Annotated in this window: 21 protein-coding genes and 1 pseudogene; 8 read left to right on the top strand and 14 right to left on the bottom strand. The window is 67.6% G+C overall.

The annotated features are described in order from the left end of the window. Positions 1-116: 116 nt before the first annotated feature. The 4 genes and pseudogenes from L2D01_14000 to L2D01_13985 all read right to left on the bottom strand — a co-directional run bounded on the left by L2D01_14000 (position 117) and on the right by L2D01_13985 (position 3501). Positions 117-959: a SapC family protein gene (locus L2D01_14000; GenBank protein WBQ09983.1), complete on the bottom strand. Its 843-nt coding sequence runs from the start codon at positions 957-959 to the stop codon at positions 117-119. Positions 960-1038: 79 nt separating this feature from the next. After that, positions 1039-1284 (bottom strand): TonB-dependent receptor, encoded by a 246-nt coding sequence (locus tag L2D01_13995; GenBank protein WBQ09982.1) that lies wholly within the window; start codon positions 1282-1284, stop codon positions 1039-1041. Between the two features lie 42 nt (positions 1285-1326). After that, entirely contained in the window at positions 1327-2469 is a 1143-nt protein-coding gene (locus L2D01_13990) for a TonB-dependent receptor (GenBank protein WBQ11653.1), read from the bottom strand. A 576-nt stretch (positions 2470-3045) separates the two neighbouring features. Then, positions 3046-3501 (bottom strand): annotated as a pseudogene (locus L2D01_13985) (Plug domain-containing protein). A gap of 142 nt (positions 3502-3643) precedes the next feature. Here L2D01_13985 and L2D01_13980 point away from each other — a divergent pair. Together L2D01_13980 and L2D01_13975 are read left to right on the top strand one after the other, a co-directional pair. Continuing rightward, entirely contained in the window at positions 3644-4081 is a 438-nt protein-coding gene (locus L2D01_13980; protein WBQ09981.1) for a transcriptional repressor, read from the top strand. A gap of 13 nt (positions 4082-4094) precedes the next feature. Further along, complete coding sequence (locus L2D01_13975) at positions 4095-5018, top strand: hypothetical protein (GenBank protein WBQ09980.1); 924 nt, start codon at positions 4095-4097, stop codon at positions 5016-5018. On the opposite strand, the gene L2D01_13970 is transcribed toward L2D01_13975, so the two are convergent. The 7 genes from L2D01_13970 to L2D01_13940 all read right to left on the bottom strand — a co-directional run bounded on the left by L2D01_13970 (position 5015) and on the right by L2D01_13940 (position 11546). Continuing rightward, the gene (locus tag L2D01_13970; protein ID WBQ09979.1) at positions 5015-5839 is read right to left on the bottom strand and encodes a protein-glutamate O-methyltransferase CheR; all 825 of its coding nucleotides are present in this window, start codon (positions 5837-5839) and stop codon (positions 5015-5017) included. The genes L2D01_13975 and L2D01_13970 overlap by 4 nt on opposite strands. Next, positions 5836-6915, bottom strand: a complete 1080-nt coding sequence (locus L2D01_13965; GenBank protein WBQ09978.1) for a chemotaxis response regulator protein-glutamate methylesterase — start codon at positions 6913-6915, stop codon at positions 5836-5838. The genes L2D01_13970 and L2D01_13965 overlap by 4 nt, the downstream gene beginning before the upstream one ends. Positions 6916-6948: 33 nt before the next feature. Further along, entirely contained in the window at positions 6949-7314 is a 366-nt protein-coding gene (locus L2D01_13960) for a response regulator (protein ID WBQ09977.1), read from the bottom strand. 13 nt (positions 7315-7327) lie between these two features. After that, a complete protein-coding gene (locus tag L2D01_13955) occupies positions 7328-7777 on the bottom strand; it encodes a chemotaxis protein CheW (GenBank protein ID WBQ09976.1) in 450 nt (149 codons plus the stop codon). 11 nt (positions 7778-7788) lie between these two features. Next, positions 7789-10488, bottom strand: a complete 2700-nt coding sequence (locus tag L2D01_13950; GenBank protein WBQ09975.1) for a chemotaxis protein CheW — start codon at positions 10486-10488, stop codon at positions 7789-7791. Positions 10489-10590: 102 nt separating this feature from the next. Beyond that, a complete protein-coding gene (locus L2D01_13945) occupies positions 10591-11265 on the bottom strand; it encodes a histidine phosphotransferase family protein (GenBank protein ID WBQ09974.1) in 675 nt (224 codons plus the stop codon). 56 nt (positions 11266-11321) lie between these two features. Beyond that, on the bottom strand, positions 11322-11546 hold the full coding sequence (locus tag L2D01_13940; GenBank protein WBQ09973.1) for a hypothetical protein: 225 nt from the start codon (positions 11544-11546) through the stop codon (positions 11322-11324). A gap of 257 nt (positions 11547-11803) precedes the next feature. On the opposite strand from L2D01_13940, the gene L2D01_13935 reads away from it, so the two are divergent. Beyond that, positions 11804-13297, top strand: a complete 1494-nt coding sequence (locus L2D01_13935; protein ID WBQ09972.1) for a M23 family metallopeptidase — start codon at positions 11804-11806, stop codon at positions 13295-13297. A gap of 24 nt (positions 13298-13321) precedes the next feature. On the opposite strand, the gene L2D01_13930 is transcribed toward L2D01_13935, so the two are convergent. Next, on the bottom strand, positions 13322-14560 hold the full coding sequence (locus tag L2D01_13930) for an argininosuccinate synthase (GenBank protein ID WBQ09971.1): 1239 nt from the start codon (positions 14558-14560) through the stop codon (positions 13322-13324). Positions 14561-14709: 149 nt separating this feature from the next. Between L2D01_13930 and glsA the strand changes: the two genes are divergently transcribed. Then, positions 14710-16008: a glutaminase A gene (gene glsA / locus L2D01_13925; GenBank protein ID WBQ09970.1), complete on the top strand. Its 1299-nt coding sequence runs from the start codon at positions 14710-14712 to the stop codon at positions 16006-16008. Here the strand turns inward: glsA and L2D01_13920 are convergent. Next, on the bottom strand, positions 16005-16691 hold the full coding sequence (locus L2D01_13920) for an SdpI family protein (protein WBQ09969.1): 687 nt from the start codon (positions 16689-16691) through the stop codon (positions 16005-16007). The genes glsA and L2D01_13920 overlap by 4 nt on opposite strands. Further along, complete coding sequence (locus tag L2D01_13915; GenBank protein ID WBQ09968.1) at positions 16681-16980, bottom strand: metalloregulator ArsR/SmtB family transcription factor; 300 nt, start codon at positions 16978-16980, stop codon at positions 16681-16683. Before L2D01_13915 ends, L2D01_13920 begins: the two co-directional genes overlap by 11 nt. A 72-nt stretch (positions 16981-17052) precedes the next feature. Between L2D01_13915 and L2D01_13910 the strand changes: the two genes are divergently transcribed. The 4 genes from L2D01_13910 (at position 17053) to L2D01_13895 (ending at position 20812) form a co-directional block, all read left to right on the top strand. Beyond that, positions 17053-18453, top strand: coding sequence for an alpha/beta fold hydrolase (locus L2D01_13910; protein ID WBQ09967.1), 1401 nt, complete (start codon positions 17053-17055; stop codon positions 18451-18453). A gap of 30 nt (positions 18454-18483) precedes the next feature. Beyond that, positions 18484-18900 (top strand): hypothetical protein, encoded by a 417-nt coding sequence (locus L2D01_13905; protein WBQ09966.1) that lies wholly within the window; start codon positions 18484-18486, stop codon positions 18898-18900. Positions 18901-19183: 283 nt separating this feature from the next. Further along, on the top strand, positions 19184-20068 hold the full coding sequence (locus L2D01_13900; protein ID WBQ09965.1) for a glycosyltransferase family 2 protein: 885 nt from the start codon (positions 19184-19186) through the stop codon (positions 20066-20068). 39 nt (positions 20069-20107) lie between these two features. Continuing rightward, positions 20108-20812 (top strand): acylneuraminate cytidylyltransferase family protein, encoded by a 705-nt coding sequence (locus L2D01_13895; protein ID WBQ09964.1) that lies wholly within the window; start codon positions 20108-20110, stop codon positions 20810-20812. Positions 20813-20816 lie beyond the last annotated feature (4 nt).

Below are 20816 nucleotides of genomic sequence, written 5' to 3'. Positions count from 1 at the left end.
GCCCTGAGCCCGCGGGCTGAAACCGGGCTGACACGCTTGTGAACGCGCAGTGATCGTGCGGTGCTGACGCCCAAGAAAAACGGCCGGGGGTTATCACCGCCCGGCCGCTTTTGTGGTCACATATGTCTGGCGTCCGCGCCTACAGCTCTGGCGAGGGCGGCGGCGTGGCGGGCGGGAGCTGGAAGTTGGCCTGGGTCTGACCCTGGCGCCGGCCGGCGCGCTGAAGCAGCAGCTCCCACTGGGACATCGAGATCATGTGGGCGTAGATCGCGCCCAGCGCCGTCGAATCGCGCAGCTTGGCCAGATTGTCGTGGGACAGCGCTTTGACCTTCTCGCCGGACACGCCCCAATAGCTGGCGACGACCTGCGGCTCCCCCACAGGGTTGCCTTAAATTGGTCTGTTGCTGGTCGAACAGGTCCAGATCGCGCAGTTCCTTCACGAACTCGACGGTCTGGGCGACGTCGCTTTCGAAGCGGCGCACATAGTCGATGGCGCGCTCCAGGAACGGCGTCGGCGTGCCGTCCTCGTTGAAGAATGGCTCTTCAGGCGTGTCGGAGAACAGGTGCGATCCGGCGTCCACACACACGGTGAAGCGGTCGCTGTCGTCGCCATGGCTGGCGGCGACAAACGGATAACGCCGCACGAAGGCCGGCAGATAGCAATTTTCTTCGTACAGGCCGTTCTGCGGATTGACGAACAGATTGGCGCCCTGCTGCAGGCCCATTGCGGCTACCGGTGTGCGGTTCTCGCCCAGGAAAAGGATGGGAAAACGCGATGCGGCCAGTCCGAACTCGCCCACGGTGAGCGGCACGAAATGGGTGTCGGCCAGGAAATCAAACGGCCGGCCGGTATAGGTGATGCCTTTGCCCTTGTGGGCTTGGGCGCTGAGCGGTTCGGGCTTTTTGTAGAGCGGCAGCTGGCCCTGAATGGTCGGTTCGTTGGCGGTGGCGTCGGCCATGTCGGTTCCCCCTGGATGGACGGTTGCGGTTCGTTAGCGCACGCAGCGGCGCGAGGCAACAAAGCCTGGCGCCGCCGTGTCAGGCGCCTACCTGCAAGTCCGGGGCCTTATGCGCCGCAAAACGGGCGCGCACGCCGACATACAGCGCGCGGCCGATGATCGGCGCTTCGTCCTTGAAGAATGAGGTGTGGCGCCGGCCCGCCTCGTCCAGAAGATTGCGGCCCCTGAGATAGATAGTTGCGTTCAGGTTTTCGAACGGCAGGTCATAGCTGGCGTCGAGCGACACCAGATCATAGCCCGGCGTTGCGCTCTCGGCTTCAGACACGCGGTTCTGGGCGTTGACCCTCAGACTTTGGTCGGGGCTGGCCTAGAACCCGGCCCGGATGGCCAGGCGGACATTGCGTCCGGGCAGCGGGACCAGATCCTTCAGGAAGGAGGTGTGCGCGCGCGCCTCTTCGTCGGCGATGTTGCGCACGCCCGCGATCAGAGCCACATCGCGCGCTTCGGCGAACGGGCGCCATTCCACAGACGCGTTCAGCAAGGTGTAGCCGTCTGTCGGCAGCTCGAAAGCCGCAACATCATCCTGCTCATCCACCAGGCGCGCCTCGCCCCGGGCCGAGAGGGACCCGAAGTCGGCCTCGATCCCGATCAGGCTGGACAGGGGCGGGATGCGCGGCAGGTCGCCGCCGTCAGTATCGCCTTGAACATAGTCGACTGCGGCGTCCATGGACCAGGCCGCGCCGAACGCGTCGCCAAGCTCCAGACGGCCGGAGACTTCGAACCCGGTCAGGGACGCATCGGTCTGGCGGTACTCGAACACGTCCAGCTCGTCTTCTTCGGCCCCCGTCCCGAACAGCCCGATGAAGCCGTCATAGTCGGAGTGGAACACATTGGCTTGAGCCGACCAGCGCTCGCCGCTCCAGCGCGCCGTGCCTTCAAGCGACCAGGCGGTTTCAACGCCCAGGTCCAGGTCGCCGACCTCGAAGGTTTCGGTGGCCAGGTGCGGGCCGTTGGAGAACAGCTCGGTGTCGGTGGGCGCGCGTTCGGTTCGTGACAGCGTGACGGCCAGGAAGGCCTGATCCGCCGGCCGGAAGAAGAGCGAGCCTGAGGCGGAGACCGTATCGAAGCTGCGCTCCGTGTTCTGTCCGGTGAGGTCGCGCCTCTCAAGACGCGCGCCCGCTTCCGCGCCCCAGCTCTGGAAATCCCAGCGCTCCACCGCGAACAGGCCGAAGTCCGCGGTGTTGACCGACGGCACGAAAGCTTCCTCGCCGAGCGCGGCGAAGTCCTGATTGAGGAATTGCAGCCCCCAGGCGCCTTGGCGCGCGCCTTCATGGGCGTGAGCAAGCTCGATGCGGCCTTCGACCCCGTCGCGGGTGAACGTCACGCCGACCTCGCCATCGCCTTCGATTTCGGAGTGCTCGTATTCGCCGTAGGCGAAGGACCAGCGAACCCGGTTGAAAAAGCCGTCAAGATTCAGCTCGCCACGCAGATCGATGCGGGTCTGATTCATGACCAGAAGAGCGCCGCCCTCTTCGTCCCCATGTTCGTCATCATGGTCCTCGTCATGATCATGGCCGTCGTCGTGATCGTCCTCGCCGTGCTCATGGGCGTGGCTGTGACCGGGCAGGCCGTACTCGCCGTCGGTCGATTTCACCGCGACGCCGACAAAGCCCCAGTCCTCTACGAGCGAGATCGCGCCGGAGACCGTCTCGAACGTGTAGAAGGAATTCGAGACAGTCCCGAAATCCTCTTCGTCTTCTTCCTCCTCGTGATCATGATCCTCGTCGTGATCGTGCTCGTCTTCTTCTGCAGCGCGGAAGGCGGCGGATTCGGCGAAGCCGGGAATGTCGAAATTCTGCGCTTCCCGGCGCAGGGCCTCCAGCTGGAAGACGAAAGGTCCCGCGCCGACCGCGACGCGCCCGGCGGCTTGGGTCCCCTCATCCACGCTCGTCGCGCCCAGATAGGCGAAGCCGTCAAAGAGGCCGTCCACACGCTCGGTCGGAACGCGGCCGTCCAGGATATTGACCACGCCGCCGATAGCATTGCCGCCATAGGCGATGGCCGCAGGCCCGCGCAGGACTTCAACGCCGCGCGCGCCGAGCACTTCGCCGACCACGGCATGGTCCGGGCTGGACGCAGAAGCGTCCATGGCGGTGAGCCCGTTGATGAGAACCGCGACGCGATCCTCGCCCAGGCCGCGGATGACGGGACGGCCCGAGGCCGGGCCGAAATAGCTCGAATTCACACCGGGCAGAGCGTCCAGCGTATCGGCGATGTTGCCGCCGAACAGCTCCAACAGCCGCTCCTCTGTGAGCACGGTCACCGCGCCGACGACCTCATCGGACTGAAGGCGCAGGGGCGTCGAGGTCACGGTGATCACATCCGGCTGCTCAGCAACGCCCGTGTCCGCCGTCGTCTTGGCGAAAGACGGGGCCGCGTCGCCGCGCTGCTGCGCCTGTGCGGCGGGCGCGCCGGCGGCGGCCAGCAGCGGCGCGGCGAGGGCCGTGGAGACAAGGAGGCGGGCGAGGATGGGGAGGGACATGGGGACGGCTCCGGATTGTTATATTATTACGAGCCGGTGTGATACTGTAACGCCTCTTCTGTGGCAAGCCGGTCATCCGCCTGCGGAATCACGCCTGCGTGAGGTCTCGCCCGGCGCGCCGGACCCGTTTAGGATGCCCTTCATGACCGAGGAGATGAGTCGCGCATTGTCCGCCGCCGAGCGGATCTGCCGGAGCCGGGGCCTGGCCCTGACGCCCGTGCGCAAGCGGGTGCTGGAGCTGTTGCTGGAAGCCAATGCGCCGGTGAAGGCGTATGATCTGCTGGCGGCGCTCAAACCCGGCGCTGCGGCCCAGCCGCCGACGATCTACCGGGCGCTGGACTTTTTGACCCGGGCGGGCCTGGCCCACCGCGTCGAGGCGCTCAATGCTTATACCGCCTGCGTGCATGCAGGCGGGCGCGGCACGGCGGAGCTTTATGTGTGTGAGACCTGCGGTCTTGTGGAGGAGCGTCACCGCAAGGACGCCGCGCCCGCAGGACCGGGCGGGTTTCAGGTCAGCCGGTCGGTGATCGAGCACTATGGCCATTGCGCCGCGTGCGCCGCCGCCAGCCAGAACGCCTGAGCGGGAGGCGCGCATGATCCCTTTGTGGCGCGGCAATGCCAATGCCTGGGAATGTGACGAGCTCGGCCATCTCAATGTGCGCTTCTATCTCGCCAAGGCGTGGGAGGCCGTCGAGGCGCTGTCCGAGGCGCTCAACATGCGCGCGGCGTTTCAGCCCGGCGCCACGGCGACGCTGATCGCGCGCGAGATCGATATCCGTTTTCTGGCCGAGGCGCGGCCCGGCGCCCCGCTGGCGATCCACGGCGTCATCACCGGCTCTGACGAGGCGAGCCTGACGGCGGTGCTGGTCATCGAACACGCCGCGCTGGGGCGCACGGCGGCGACCATGCGGCTGCGCCTCGATCACGCCGATCCGGTCAGTGCGCGTCCCTTCGCGTGGAGCGGGCGCACACGCGCCCATATCGACACCCTGATCGGCGAAGCGCCGGCCGAGAGCATTCCGCGGTCTCTGTCCACAGCCGCGCCGGCCTCTGACGCATCAGTGGCGCGCGCCGACGCGCTGGGCCTGCAGGAGATCGGACGCGGCCGCATCAACGCCCAGGAAGCCGACCGCTTCGGCCGGATGCGGCCGGAATTCGCGCTGGGCAAGGCGTCCAGCAGCGTGGTCCATTTCACCGGCGGTTTTCCCGAGCAATACGAGGCGTACCGCACCGGCGCAGCGCTGGATGTGGCCAGCGTGCTGCTGGAAGCGCGGGTGATCATGCGCCGCTGGCCAGTGGCGGGCGAGGGCTATGTCATGCGCTCGGGCCTCGCGGGCGCCAGCCGCAATGTGCGCCATCTGGTGCACTGGGCCTGCGACCCGGTCAGCGGCGGACCGCTGTGGTCCATGGAGGGCGTGGGCGCCCTGCTGGATCTGGAGACGCGCCGCCTCAGACCCGTCGAGCCGGACGCGCTGGCCGCCCTGCAGGCGTCGGCGGTTGACGGGCTGGCGGTTTAGGCGGCGGCGCGGCCGGCCATGGGCGCGCGGGCGTACAGGCCGCGATGACCTTCGACGGGGCGCAGGGCGTCGGACAGGCCGATAACCGTCTCCGCCGCGCCCAGGATGAGATAGCCGTCATCCGCCAGCTGCGCCGCGAGCCGGTCGAGGATTTTCGATTTGGTCTCGATATCGAAATAGATCAGCACATTACGGCAGAAGATCACGTCCATCGGCCCCAGGCGGGAGAAGTCCTCCAGCAGGTTGGACTGCTCGAACCGGACTTTCTGGCGCAGGTGCGCCTTGACCCGCCAGGCTTCGCCGGCCGGGTCGAAATGCTTGACCAGGCGCTGGATGGCCAGGCCGCGCTGGACCTCAAACTGGCTGTAGAGCCCGGCCCTGGCCTTCTCCAGCACAGCGCCGCTCATATCGGTGGCCAGGATGTCGGCGTTGGGCCCGCCCGCCTCGTCCAGCAGCATGGCCAGCGAATAGGGTTCCTGGCCCGAGGACGCCGCTGCGCACCAGATTTTCAACGGCCGTCCGGCGCGCGCCGTCTTCAGCGTGGGCGCGATCACCTGCTCGAACAGGTCGAACGGGGTCTTGTCGCGGAAGAAGAAGGTCTCGTGAGTGGCCAGCGCCTCGCACACATCGGTGTGGATCGCCTTGTCGCCGCGCATCATGGCGTCCACCAGCGGCTCGATGGCGGAGAACCCGGATCGGCGCGCCAGCGGCCCGAGCCGGCTTTCCACCAGATAGGCCTTGTCCGGTCCCAGTACGAGGCCGGTGCGCGCGCGCACCTCGCGGCACAGATAGTCGTATTTGGCCGGGGCGAGCTGGGTCATGACCATCCTCTCAGTCGGCGGGCGATTTCCGGCCCGATTTCGCTCAATGGCAGAACCATGTCAGCCAGGCCGGCCTCGACCACCGCGCCGGGCATGCCCCAGACCACGCTGCTGGCCCGGTCCTGCGCGATGACATGGGCGCCGGCCTCATACAGGCGGCGCGCGCCTTCGCGCCCGTCCGTCCCCATGCCGGTCAGCACCACGGCCAGCACGTTCCGGATGTTGGCCTCGGCGAGACTCACAAACAGCGGGTCGACCGCCGGACGGCAAAAATTCACCTTGGGGCCCTGGTCGAGTGCTGCGTGCAGTCCGCCGGGCCCCGGCGTCACCCGCATATGGAAATCGCCCGGCGCCAGATAGATGCGGCCGGGCCGCAGCGCCTCGCCATCCACAGCTTCAGCCGCCGGCAGGCCCACTTGGGACAGATGCTCGGCCAGCATGGCGGTGAACAGGCGCGGCATGTGCTGGGTGATCAGGATGGGCGCGCCCGCATCGGCAGGCAGGGCGGCGACCACTTCGCGCAAGGCCTGGGGTCCGCCAGTGGAGGCGCCGATGGCGATGAGGGATGGGCGAGAGACCGCCGGGCGTTGATCGGGACGCAGGGGCGCGGTGACGCGCCGCGGCGGCGCCGGGCGCGGGCACAGCGCGGTCAGCTTCTCCAGAAGGTCGATGCGGTAGGCGTCCGCGCCGCCCAGCTGTCCGGCCCCGGGCTTGGCCGCGAAATCCGCCGCGCCCAGAGACAGCGCTTTCATCGTCACCTCCGCACCCTGTCGCGTCAGGGTAGAGGCCATCACCACGCGCGCCTTCGGGGCGGCCTTGAGAATCAGGGGCAGGGCGGTCAACCCGTCCATGCGCGGCATTTCCACGTCCAGCACGACCAGATCGGGCTGCAGCTCGGCGGCCCGGCGCAGGCCCTGCTCGCCATCAGGGCAGGTCCCGGCCAGCTCCAGCCGGCCGTCGGCCTCGATCCAGCGCGCCACCAGACCGCGCACCACGGCGCTGTCATCCACCACCAGCACGCGCGGGCGGGACCCTGCGGGCGGCGCGGATGGCGTATCGGGCCGGGCGGCGGTCACGGCGCGTATGGCTCCCGGAGGATCATCGCCCGCTCAGACCAGGCCGGCTTCAGCGAATTTGGATTCGATGATCTCGCCGTCGAACGGCTTCATCACGTATTCGTCCGCGCCTGCGCGCAGGGCTTGGGTGATATGGGCCATGTCGTTTTCGGTGGTGCAGAACACCACGACGGGCTTCTTGCCGCCGGTCTCCTGACGCAGCCGGACCAGGAAATCGAGCCCGTTCATCACCGGCATGTTCCAGTCGAGCAGGATCGCTTCGGGCATCGCCTTGCGGCAGGCGGCGAGCGCCTCCTGTCCGTCGCAGGCCTCTTCGCACACGAAGCCCATATCCTCGACGATCTTGCGCGCCACCTTCCGGATCACCCGGCTGTCATCGACCACCAGACAGGTTTTCATCACGCGCCCTCCTTCAGGCCGCCAGTGCGCCGCGCCGCCCGATCAGGGCGCGCACGTCGAGAATGGGAAGAAGCTGGTCTTCCAGCCGGTGAACGCCCCCTATGAGGGTGCGCCATTGGGGATCGAGATGGCCGGGCGCCGCATCCGCCGCCGCCGGATCGAGGCGCAGCACCTCGCCCACCGCATCGACCAGCACCCCATACAGGTCTGCGCCCTCGTCCAGACCCAGCGCCATCGCCGGTTCGTCGGCGCGGCGCGCGGCGAGCCCGAGGCGCGTCCGGGCGTCGATCATGGTGACGATGCGGCCGCGCAGATTGAGCAGGCCGGCGACGCCGTCCGGCGCGCGCGGCACAGGGGTGATGGCCTGGGGGCTGAACACTTCGCGGATCTCGCTGACCGCCACGCCGAAGCCTTGGCCGCCGATGCGGACGGTGACGTATTCGATCAGCTTTTGCGTGGCCATTGAGCTGTCCTTCACGCCGCGCGCGCGGCCTGGTCGAGCGCTGCGATCAGACCGCCCCGGTCGCCGGGGCGCATGATCGCCACAAAACCTTCAAGAATGCCTGAATGCCCGTCGCCGACGCCCAGCCTTGGCACCTCTGCAAACAGGCCCTCCTCGCTCAGACGCGCCAGCGCCCCGGGGTCACCCACCAGCACGTCGTAGCGCGCGCCCATCCGGGCCGCGTCGCGCGCCTCGTGCAGCCCGCTGGCCACCGTCAGCTCATAGCCCGCCGCCGCCAGCAAGGGCGCCAGCATGCGCCGGGAGAAGGCGTCAGCTTCCACCAGCAGCACGGCCGGGCGGGACGTGCGCGCCGCGGCGCTGCGCTGGGGCGCGCCATCCCAGGCGCGCTCCATGTACCAGGCGATGTCGAGCATCTCGGTCGCCTTGCCTTGCACAATCGCCGAGCCGATCACGCCGGGCCGGTCAGAGCCGAGCTCAAGGTCCAGCGCCTCTTCGACCACGTCGAGAATGGCGTCCACCGCCACACCCGCCGAGCGTCCGTCTTCAGCGAACACCAGCACGGGCTGGCGGCCTTCGGCGCGGAAGGCGGCGGGGCCTGCGGCGTGGGCCAGCGGCAGAATCCGGCCGCGATACTGCACCACATGGCGCCCGTCCACGATCTCGATGGCGCTGGCGTCGATCTCTTCCAGGCGGGTGATCAGGCTGACCGGCACGGCCTTGGGCTCCGGACCGCCGGCCCGCACCAGCAGCAGACGCTGGCGCAGGGCCGCATGGGCCATGTCATCATTGGCGGCATCCGCCCCCACCTCCCCGCCCTCGCCTTCAAGCGCGCATTCCTGCGCCAGCCCGTTGGGATCCAGGATCATGATCACCGAGCCGTCGCCGAGTATCGTGGCGCCAGCGAACACGCCGGTCTGGCGCAAGGGCGCGGAGAGCGGTTTGACGACGATTTCCACCGTGTCGATGACATCGTCCACGATCAGGCCTATGCGCCGGCCCGGTGCTTCGAGCACCACGACATAGCCTTCGGGGGTTTCTGTCGCCGCCGCGTCCGCGTCCAGCACGCTGGCCAGCGCCGCCACCGGCAGGAGCCGGTCGCGCAGGCGGATGAGATGGGCGCCGTTGATGGTCTCGACCTTCACCGGCGCGTCCGGGCCGACGCGCACCAGCTCGCGCACGGACAATTGCGGCGCGGCGAAGCGGGCGCCGCCCGCCTCCACGATCAGCGCGGAGATGATGGCCAGCGTCAGCGGAATCTTGATGGTGAACGCCGTGCCCGCGCCCGGCGTGGAGGACAGATCAACGGCGCCGCCGATCTGTTCGATATTGGTGCGCACCACGTCCATGCCCACGCCGCGTCCGGACAGGCTGGTCACGGCGGCGGCGGTGGAGAAGCCCGGCGCGAAGATGAAGCGCTGGATCTGCGCCTCGGTCATGCCCGCCAGTTCTTCCGGGGTGGCCAGGCCCTTTTCAAGGACCTTGGCCCGGATGCGCTGCGGGTCCAGCCCGGCGCCGTCATCGGTCAGTTTCAGGATGATCGCGCCGCCTTCGTGATAGGCCGACAGGCGGATCGTGCCGGTCTCGCTCTTGCCGGCGGCGGCGCGCACGTCGGGGCGCTCGATCCCGTGATCGCAGGCATTGCGGATCATGTGGGTGAGCGGATCCTTGATCAGCTCCAGCACCTGACGGTCAAGCTCGGTGTCCTCGCCCTCCTGGATGAGGCGGATTTTCTTGCCCAGGTCCTGACAGGCGTCGCGCACGATGCGCGGCAGCTTGCGCCAGGCATCGCCCACCAGCTGCATGCGGGTCTTCATAACCCCGTCCTGCAGCTCTGCGGTCACCGAGGTGAGGCGCTGGAGCGGACCCTTCAGGGCGCTGTCATCGGCGGCGTTCACCAGTTGCTGCATCTGGTTTCGCGCCAGCACCAGTTCGGACACCGTGGTCATCAGGCCTTCAAGCACATCCACGCTGACGCGGATCGTCGCCACGCTGCGTGCGCTGGCCGCGGCTACCGCCGGGGCGGCGCCGGCTGACAGCGTATTGGCGGGCCGGGCGGCCCTCCAGGCCTCGTCTCCGGCGTCCTCAGCGGCATCGTCGAAACTCGCCTCGGCGCCCGCGTCCGCCTCATGTGTGTCATCCACATCCTGAGGACCCGGCGTGGCCAGGAAGGCGGCTTCCAGATCGGCCAGTGACACCTCGCCCGGACGCAGCGCCCGGCCCAGATCAGCGTCAAAGCCCCACTCGCCTTCCGCCTCAGCCTCAAGACCGGCTTCCACCGGCGCGGGTTCGGGCTCCGGTTCGGGTTCACGCCGCGCCATCGCCTCTGCCCCGCCGCGCCCTTCGGCCAGCGCTTCAAGGCGGGTGATCAGGTCCTGGTCGTCGCCTTCCGGCTCGGCGCCGGAGGCTTCGATCCCGGCGAGGATCATCTTGATGCGGTCCAGCGCCTCGAGCACCAGCGTCACCGCCGTGCTGTCAGGCGCCCGGCTGCCGTCACGAAACCGGCCCAGCAGAGTCTCGCCGGCGTGGGCGACCGCTTCCAGACGGGTCAGGGCGAGAAAGCCGCACGTGCCCTTGATGGTGTGCAGAAGGCGGAAAATATTGTCCAGAATGGCCCGGTCGCCCGGGTTCGCCTCGAACTTCACCAGCTCAGCGTCGATGACGTCGAGACTCTCTGCGGTTTCTGCGAGAAATTCGCCGATCAGATCGTCCATGACATCGCCCGGGGCCGGAGTGCGTTCAGCATCCTCGACGGTGTCATGAACCGGGTTAATGCAACGTTGGCAATTTGCGCAGGGACCGCCAGGTTCGGGCGGCTACTCCGCCGCCTGCACGCGCTGCCCGGGACCGGTCAGGGCGGAGAACTCGATGCGCTCCTCGCTGACGCTCGCCTCCGCGCGGCCGCCGCTTTCGCGCGCCAGCAGGCCGGCATAATAGGGCTGGACCGAACGGCCGTCGAAACCGTCCTCGGGCCGCTCCCCACGCAGCGCCACAACATAGGATGGATCAAGACGCAGGCGCGGTCCGGCCGAGACCACGCGCAGGCGCGCGCCGCCTCCAGCCGAGGCGTGGGCCTCCACGGTGACAGTCCCGCCGCGGGGCAGGGCGTCCACCGCCAGCCAGATCAGATTGAGCAGGATGCGCGCGGCGGTCTTGTCGATCACGCCGTCTGTGGATTTCCACGCCAGTTCCGCCCGCGCCTCGCTGAACATCGGCGTGCTGAGAGTCTGCAGCTGGGTCAGGCTCATTTCGCCGCCGCGGGTTCCGCCGGCGCCGAAGCAAACCCGGGCATATTCGATCTTGGCGGCCAGCTGGCGCACGCCCGAGCGCAGCAGCGCCAGCGCGTCCTCGCGCATGTCGGCGGCATTGGGATCGTCCAGGACGCCGATCGCCGAGTTCATGCCCTGCACAGGGTTTGCGAAATCGTGACACACCCGCGAGGCCAGCAGCGCCGCGAGCTCGGAAGCGGAGGGGATGATGTGCGTGCTCATGATGCGAGCCTTAGCCGATTCGCGCGTCCTCAGAGGTTAACGCGCTGCGCGATCATTCAAGGCTCGCGGTCGATATCATCATGACCGTGACGGGCCGAATAGAAGACCAGCGTCATCAGCCCGCCGCCCACCGCCAGAGACACTACCACGCCGATGGCCATGGCCAGCCACCCGTGCCAGGTGATCTGCAAATCCCCGCCGCCCAGCCCCCAGATCGCGAAGGCGATCGAAGCGACGAGTAGAATGCCCAACGTCCCGGCGAGTAGCAGTGTCTTGGTCATGGCTTCAGCTGTTTTCTCACATGGCCCGTCGGGGCGTTGTCTTATCGTTAACGTCCGGTAACGCTAATTGATCTTGGCAATACGAGCCGTCTGGGTCACCATCATATGCGTGCCGGCTGACCGCAAAAGCAGACTGATCCAGATTGGTCTGGTATTTGCTAGCTGGTACGCAGCGCTCCGGCGCCGGCCTCTAGATGCTCATCTCGGAGGGGAGATGGGACCTCAGACCATAGGAAGCAACAGGGATACCTGAGTCCATGTCAGGATTCGACGTCCGTCTCGATGACGCCCGCCGTTCCCGTACACTGGTGTTTTTCGCCACGCTGGCCCTGGGCCTGATCATCGTGGTGGGCGCCCTGCTGTTGCGGTTTACCAGCCCCGGCGCACCGTCCAGCCAGGCTGCGCCCATTCCCGCCAGCGCCAGCGCGATCGAAGCCCTGTCCGAAACGGCGGGCCAGGCGATTGAGGGTGCGGCCAGCGCGGCGGCTTCGCCCTTGCTGGATTCAGCGCGCGCGGTCATTGAGGCCGAGCACGCCCTGTTCACCGCCGCGCCGCTCCGCGCCGCCGTGGAAAGCGTGGACGTCACTGTACGCTCGGGTCAGACGCTCGCCAGCGTGCTGACCAATGCCGGCGCTGAACGCGTCGAAGCGGCGCGCGCTATCGCGGCGCTCGATCCGGTGTTTTCGGTGCGCCGGCTGCGCGCCGGTCAGGATCTGACCATCTTCTTCGAAACGCCTGCGGGCATGGACGATAGCGAACGGCGTCTGGCCGGTCTGTCTTTCCGTCCCGATGTGGAACGCACGCTGACCGTCGCGCGTTCCGGCGACCGCTTCCGCGCCCGCGAAGCCGCCCTGTCATTGCAGCGTGAGTTCGTGCGCGTGCGCGGCGAGGTCAATTCCAGCCTGTATATGGCGGCCATCGAGCAGGGCGCCACTGACCGGATCGTGGTGCAGCTGGCCGGCATTCTGGGCTATGCGGTGGATTTTCGCACCATTCAGCCCGGCGACGCCTTCGACATGGTCTATGAGCGCGAGGTCAACCGCGACGGCGAGACGGTGCGCACGGGCGAGATCGTCTATGTCAATTTCGCCGGTCGCGGATCGCCCATCGAGTATTTCCGCTACACCGCCCCGGACGGAGAGACCGGGTTTTACACCGGCGACGGTGAAGCCGCCCAGCGCCTGCTGATGCGCATGCCGGTGAACGGAGCGCGCATCTCCTCCTCGTTCGGCATGCGCTTTCACCCGATCCACCGGGTCAACCGGCCGCACAATGGCACCGACTTCGCCGCCCCGCGCGGAACGCCGATCATGGCCGCAGGCGCGGGCGTGGTCACGCGCGCCAACTGGCATGGCGGCTATGGCAATTATGTCAGCATCCGTCACGCCAATGGCTATGAGACGTCCTATGCCCACCTTCAGGGCTTCGCCCGCGGCATACGCGCCGGCGCGCGCGTCTCCCAGGCGCAAGTGGTCGGCTATGTGGGCTGCACCGGCTCGTGCACCGGCCCGCACCTGCACTATGAGGTGCACAATAACGGGCGCCCGCTCAATCCGATGCGCCTGGACCTGCCCACAGGCCGCCGACTGACGTCGGGCGAGCTGCCCGACTTCACCGCGGAACGCGACCGCCTGATGACGCTGCGCGACAGCGTGGTCTTCGCCAATGGCGCGCCGCCGGCGAATGGTGAAGGCGCGCCGGTCATGCTCGCAGCCCGCGACGCCTCGACGGCCGCCAGCGGCAGCCGCTAAGGACTGCCGCCGCGTCCCCTCTGCCTACTCGTTCTCGCCCAGCCGCTTCTTGCGGTCCGCGATGAGGCGCAGGCGCAAGGCGTTGAGGCGGATGAAGCCTTCGGCGTCTTTCTGGTCGTAGACGTGATCTTCCTCGAAGGTCACGTGGGCCAGCGAGTAGAGCGAGGCTGGCGACGTCCGGCCCACCACCAGCACATTGCCCTTGTAGAGCTTCAAGCGGACCTCGCCGCTGACATGGCGCTGGGAATGGTCGATGGCTGCCTGCAGCATTTCGCGCTCGGGGCTGAACCAGAAGCCCTCATAGAGGAGCTTGGCATATTTCGGCATCAGCTCGTCCTTCAGGTGCATGGAGCCCCGGTCGAGGGTGAGCTGTTCGATGCCGCGATGGGCCATCATCAGGATTGTCCCGCCCGGCGTTTCGTAAATGCCGCGCGACTTCATGCCGACAAAGCGGTTCTCCACCAGATCCAGCCGGCCAACGCCGTGCTTTGAACCCAGCGCATTGAGCGCAGTGAGGAGCGTCGCGGGCGACATCGCTTCACCATTGACGCTGATGGCGTCGCCGCGCTCGAAACCGACGGTGATGTATTCAGGCTGGTCCGGCGCGTCCTCGGGATGGGTGGTGAGCAGGCAGACCTCGTTGAAGGCTTCCTCGGCCGGGTCCTCGAGCATCTTGCCCTCGGACGAGGTGTGCCAGAGATTGGCGTCCACCGAGAACGGCGCCTCGCCCCGCTTGTCCACGGGCACCTGGATGCCGTGCTGCTCGGCATAGGCGATCAGCTTGGTGCGCGAGGTCAGATCCCATTCGCGCCACGGCGCGATCACCCTCAGGGACGGGTCCAGCGCCGCCACGCCCAGCTCGAAGCGCACCTGGTCATTGCCCTTGCCGGTGGCGCCGTGCGCCACAGCGTCGGCGCCGGTTTCGTGGGCGATCTCCACCAGGCGCTTGGCGATCAGCGGGCGGGCGATGGACGTGCCCAGGAGATACTGGCCCTCATAGACCGCATTGGCGCGCACCATGGGGAAGCAATAGTCGCGCACGAACTCCTCGCGCAGATCATCGATATAGATCTGCTTGATCCCGGCCTTCTCGGCCTTGGCGCGCGCCGGCGCCAGCTCTTCGCCCTGACCCAGATCGGCGGTGAAGGTGACGACCTCGGCGTTATAGGCGTCCTGCAGCCATTTCAGGATGACGCTGGTGTCCAGCCCGCCCGAATAGGCGAGGACGATCTTTTTCACGGGGCGGGCGGCAGGTGAGGTCATGAGCTGAAATAATCCGGTTGGAAGGGCATGGTGCGGCGCGGCAATCTAGCGGCTTGGCCGGGCGCGTCAAAGCCCCGCCGTCAGGGCGGCTTGCTAGCGCCCGCGCGCGGCGCGATGCTGGACGCCCGCAGCCGGAAGCCTGTCACCCCGTGCCCAAAACCACCAGACCCGATTCCGCGCCGGCCCTGTCGCCGGGCGCCTTCCGCACCCGCCCTGCCCAGTTCGAGCGCGCCGCACCCGCCACGGACAAGGCCGAGAGCGCGGCGGCCTGGCGCGCGCTGGCGGCGCGGGGAGAGCCGTCGGGCCAGGCGCTGCTGGAGGCGCTGACGGCGGCCGGGCTGGGGCCGGACGATCCGCGCCTCTCGGCCACCCGCGCGGCGTTCGCCAATGCGGGCGCGCTGGATAAAGACCGTTTCATCCTGCCGGGAGACGAGGCGTGCCTGGTGCGCGCGGCCCTGACCGGCGCTCTGGCGGCGAGTGATTTTCAGGCCTTCCGGGGGCGCATCACCAATCTGTTCCACTACGCCTCGGGCGTCAGCGCGGGCAAGGTCGCCAGCTATATCCCGGAATTGGCCAAGGCTGACGCGGAAGCCTTTGCGCTGGGTTGCTGCACGATTGACGGCCAGCGCTTCGAGCTGGGCCTGCGCGAGGACGACGCCAAGCGGCGCTTCTGCGTGCAGTCGGTGATGAAACCAATGAATTACGCCCTGGCGCTGGAGCTGGCGGGGGAGACGACGGTGCACGCCCATGTGGGCCGCGAGCCGTCGGGGCAGGGCTTCAACGAGATCACCCTCAATCACAAGGGCCGGCCCCATAACCCGATGATCAATGCCGGGGCGATCCTGACCGCCGCGCTGATCCGGCCCGGCCTGCCGGTCGACCGGCGCTTTGCGCTGATCAACCGCCTCTGGCGCGGGGCGGCGGCGGGTGATGCCCCGGGTTTTGACGAGGCGGTTTACGCCAGTGAGACCCAACACGCCGACCGCAATCATGCGCTGGCCTACTTCATGCGCGAGCATGGCTGCTTCCCGCCCGAGGCCGACATGCACGAAGCGCTGGAGCTATATCTGCGCTGCTGCGCCATCGAGACCGATGTGCGTCGGCTCGCCTGCGTGGCGGCGACGCTGGCCAATGGCGGCGTCTGCCCGGTGACCGAGCGCCAGCTCATCTCTCGCGAAAGCGTCAAGGCGGTGCTCTCGCTCATGCTGAGCTGCGGCATGTATGATTTTTCCGGCGAGTACGCCTTCACTGTAGGCCTGCCAGCGAAATCCGGCGTCTCCGGCGCGCTGATGATCGTCGTGCCCGGCGTCGCCGGTTTCGCCCTGCACAGCCCGCGCCTCGGCCCCGCCGGCAATAGCGAGCGCGGCGTGGAGTTCTCCCGCCGCCTGGTGCAGGCCTTCCCATGGCATGTGTATGCGCCCATCGTGGCGGAGCCCGCGCGCGGCTAGCTGTCCTCGCTGTACACGTCCCGCTCCGGGTCGCGGCGCCAGACGAGGAAGGACAGCGCCACCGATCCGGCGGCGGTGGCCAGGATCAGGCCGGCGAACACAAAGACCGCCACCATCAGGGGCGCGAGCAGGGTGCACGCTGCGCCGATCAGGCCGCTGAGCACGAAGCCGCGCCCGGCCCAGCGGTGGGTCGCGTCCCAGGCGCGGTCGGACGACAGGGTCCAGGGCGTGCGCACGCCGACGAACCAGTTGGGCCGCGCCTTGCCCAGCGCATTGCCGATAAGGACCATCAGGGCACACACCGACAGCATCACAGCGCGCGGCACGATCTCGCCGTCAGCGGTGATGAGGCCCAGCGCGGTGAGGGTGAGGGCGGCCTGGACGATGGCGAGCACCCCTACAGTCCCGATCCACACGGTCATCAGAACCGGCCCGGACGCCGCCAGATTGCGGCCGCGCGGATCGATATGGGGTGCGGCGGCGAACAGGAGAGACAGGAGGACGGCGATCCCCGGGATCAGCAGGAAAGCTTCCGCCTTGCCGCCATAGCGGTCGGGTTGTCCGGCGGCGTTCCAGTGCACGGCGATCTCGGCGCCGGGCGGTGTGGCGAGCCAGCCCCAGACGCTGAAGGCCAGGGTCAGTGCGATCAAAGCCGCTGCCGCGGCCAGTCCTTTAACGGTCATGCCTGGTCTCTTCTTCCTCGTGATCATCCTTGCCCGTCCCCAGCAGCCCCATGACTGCTGCGACGGCGTCCTCGGCCACTGACACATTGAGCCGGTAGCGGATGGTGGTGCCGATGCGTTCGGCCCGGATCAGGCCGGCCTCTTTCAGGGTCGCGAAATGGCGCGACATGGTGGGCTTGGTCACCGGAAACGCATCGGCCAGATCGCCCGCGCTCATCGGCCCCGCGCGCAGCTTTTTCAGCACTGCGCGGCGGACTGGATGGGCCAGGGCTTCGAAAATATCGGTCATGATCAAAATTTAGGCTCGACGCTAATTAGCGTCAATGCTAAATATGACGTCAAGCTGATCAGGAGCCTCGTCATGACCGCCCTCCACCGCGCCGTTCTATGCCTTGCCGCCGGCCTCGCGCTCGCTGCGTGCGGACCGCGTCCGGCCGAAGATGCACCGACGCCCGCCGGCTCCCGGGGCGAGGCGACGCCTGCCGCCGGCTTTGACGGCGCCTGGCGCGCGCTATTGGAGATTGGCGGGCAGTCGCTGCGTCTGGAGCTGGAACTGGAGGAGGGCGAGGATGGCTGGCAGGGCGCGCTGATCTCCCTTGATCAGAGCCCGGCAGGCATGGGGCTGACCAGTCTGACCATCGACGGTGACGCGATCAATTTCGCCATCAATCCACCGGGCGTCGCTTTCGATGGCGTGCGCGAGGGTGATGTGATTCAAGGCCGCTTCCGCCAAGGGCCGGTCGAGGCTGATCTGAGGTTCGAACGCGGACGCTTTGAGGAGGCGGCCCCGGCGCCGCAACACAGCGATGTGGGCGAAACCCCTGTGACCATCCAGGCAGGCGAGGTCACGCTGTCGGGAACATTGCGTCTGGCGCCGGGCGAGGCGCCCGGTCCCGGCGTGGTGATCCTGTCCGGCTCCGGACCCCAGGACCGGGACGGGACGTTCGGCGAGCTGCGCCTCTACGCTGCGCTGGCGCAGGCGCTGGCCGCACAGGGGGTGTCGTCCCTGCGTCTTGATGATCGCGGCGTGGGCGCCAGTACAGGACCTGCGCCGCAGGCCCCGTCCCATCTCGCCGCCGACGCGGCGGCGGCGCTGGCCGCGCTGGCGGCTGAACCGCGTGTGGCGTGCGCCGGGTTCGCCGGTCATTCCGAAGGCGCGCTGATCGCCCTGCTCGCCGCACCCGCCGCGCAGCCTGACTTCATTGTCTCGCTGGCCGGAATGCATATGAGCCTGGAACAGACCCTGTTTGACCAGGCCGAAGCCCTGATCCGCGCCTCGGGCGGGACCGACGCCCAGGTCACCGGCAATCGCGCCTTGCAGGCAGCGATGTTCGCGGTGTTGCGCGAAGCGGAGCCCGGCGCGCGCGTGAGCGAGGACATGGAGCAAGCCTTGCTGGACGCCGGCGCGCCCAATGGGCTCGCCCGCCAGCAAGCGCAGATCTGGGGCCAGCCCTATGCCGTGGCGGGTTTCGCCGTGGACCCGGTCGCGGCGGCGGCTGGCTATCCCGGCCCCATGCTGGGCGTGTTCGGCGAGTTTGATCTGCAGGTGTTGCCCGCACCCCAGTCCCAGGCCCTGATGGCGGCGCGTGAGGGGTTGCCCACGCAGGTCGTGGTCCTCGACGGCGTCAATCACCTGTTCCAGGAGACCGAAACCGGCCTGCCGGCCGAGTACGGGCAGGCCCGCCATCCGCTCTCGCAAGACGCCCTCGGCGCCATCGCCCGGCGCACCGCCGCACTGGCGGCGCAGGCCTGCGGCGACTAAGTCTGGCGCCATGTCCTCGCCGGAGCCGCCATGCGCCTGATCGCCCTGTGCCTTGCCGCTGTGACCCTAAGCCTCGCCGCCTGCCAGCCTGCAGGCCCGGCCGGGCCGATGGCGGTATTGTCCGGGACGGGCGAGCCGGCGGCGGCGCCGGACCCGAGCCTTGAGGGCGTGTGGGTCACGGTTCTGGAGACCGGGCTGGAGCCGCGCGCGCTGCGCCTGATCATCAGGCTGGAGGGCGAGGCGGCGCAGGTTGTGCTCACCGCGCCAGACCAGGGCGGAGCCCAAGTGCGCTTTGAGCAGGTGCGGGTGGACGGGCCGCGAATCGGCTTCGCCACGGGCCTGGGCGCGCTGATGTTTGAAGGCGCGCTCGACGGCGAGGACGCCATTGCCGGCACGGTCTGGCAGGGGCGCGCGCCCAGCGATCTTGTCTGGTCGCGCGCGCGGTGACGCGGGCCGGCGCGCGGCGTGAATGGGCGCTGCGGCGCTGATGTGCAGCGCACCCAGATGACGCGTTGTGCTTGGTCCGGGTCATGGATATGGTGCGTCGCAATCAAATCCGGGTGTGTTGCACGCAGCCTCTCCAGGGGATGGCACGAGAGGTTGCGCACGGCGGCGCTGGTCCTGCTTGCGGGATCCGGGTCCGCCGCGCGCCGTCTGCGGCGGTGTGACGATCCGGATTTGGATGCGCGATGGGACCGAAAGCGCCCGCTTCCGGGGGGAGATTTGATTCATGGACGCATCCATCGTCATTCGCACCTATAATGAGGGCAAATGGCTGGGTGAGGCGCTTCAGGCGGTCGCGGCGCAAGACGCGGCGCCCTACAGCTATGAAGTCGTGATCGTGGATTCCGGCTCCACCGACGACACGCTGAAGATCGCGGAAGCCCATGGCTGCCGGATCACCCATATCAAGAAATCCGACTTCACCTTCGGCCGGTCCCTCAATGTCGGGTGCGAGGCGGCGCAGGGGCGGTTTCTGGTGTTCATTTCGGGCCATTGCATCCCGGTGGGCGCGCGCTGGCTGCATGATCTGGTCAAGCCGCTCGATGACGGGACTTGCGCCTATGTCTACGGACGCCAGCAGGGCAAGCCGGGTTTGACCAAATTTTCCGAGGAGCAGCTGTTCCGTAAATACTTTCCGGAGACGTCGAACGTCCCGCAGGATGATTTCTTCTGCAACAACGCCAACTCGGCCATCCTCAAATCGGTTTGGGAAACCCGCCCTTTCGACGAGACGGTGACCGGGCTGGAAGACATGGTGCTGGCCAAGCAGCTCGTGTCGGAAGGCATGAAAATCGGCTATGTCGCCGAGGCGTCGGTGATCCACATCCACGAAGAGAGCTGGTCCAAGGTCAAGACGCGCTATGAGCGCGAGGCCGTGGCCCTGCAGGACATCATGCCGGAAGTGCATGTCAGCTTTGGCGATTTCCTGCGCTACACGATGTCGGGCGTCTTCCATGATCTGGGCGAGGCGCTCACTCAGCGCGTGTTCTGGAAGGAGGCGGGGGGAGTCATCCTGTTCCGCTTCAACCAGTACTGGGGCAGCTATCAGGGCAACAATAATCACCGCAAGCTGTCGCAGGATCGCAAGGACCGGTATTTCTACCCGCGCTGACCCGCGTCAGGCGGCGCCATTCAATCAGGAGCCTTTCCCATGCCGGACCGTTTCAAGCTGGTCGCCCTTCTGCCGATGAAGGCGCACTCGGCGCGCGTCACCTCCAAGAATTTCCGCGAGTTCGCGGGCAAGCCGCTGTTTCGCTGGATTCTCGACACCCTGCTGAGCATGGAGGAGATCGACCGCGTGGTGATCAACACCGATGCGCGCGAGATTCTGTCGGACAAGGGCCTCAATGACGGCGATGGCGGCGGCCGGGTGATGATCCGCGACCGCAAGCCGGAGATTTGCGGCGACTTCGTCTCGATGAATCTGGTGCTGGGCGATGATGTCGCCAATGTGGACGCCGACACGTATCTGATGACCCACACCACCAATCCGCTCCTGTCGGCCGACGCCATGCGCGGCGCGCTGGCCAAGTATCATGCGACGAAGGCGGCGGGCGAGGCCGACAGCCTGTTTGCGGTGAACCGCATCCAGACCCGCTTCTACCGCGAGGACATGACCCCGGTGAACCATGATCCGGACAATCTGATCCGGACCCAGGATCTTGAGCCCTGGTATGAGGAAAACTCCAATCTCTACCTGTTCAACCGGGAGAGCTTTGCGGCCACCAGCGCCCGCATCGGCAAGCGGCCAGCCATGTATGTGACGCCGGCGCTGGAATCCATCGATATCGACGACGCCGACCAGTGGGCGCAGGCCGAGGCGGTCGCGCTGTACAATGCCCGCAAAGGAAGCTGAGCTC

The sequence above is a fragment of the Hyphomonadaceae bacterium ML37 genome, assembly GCA_027627685.1.
Lineage (GTDB): Bacteria > Pseudomonadota > Alphaproteobacteria > Caulobacterales > Maricaulaceae > Oceanicaulis.
The sequence above is the reverse complement of the archived record's forward strand: the minus strand, read 5'-3'. Positions and strand labels throughout refer to the sequence as shown.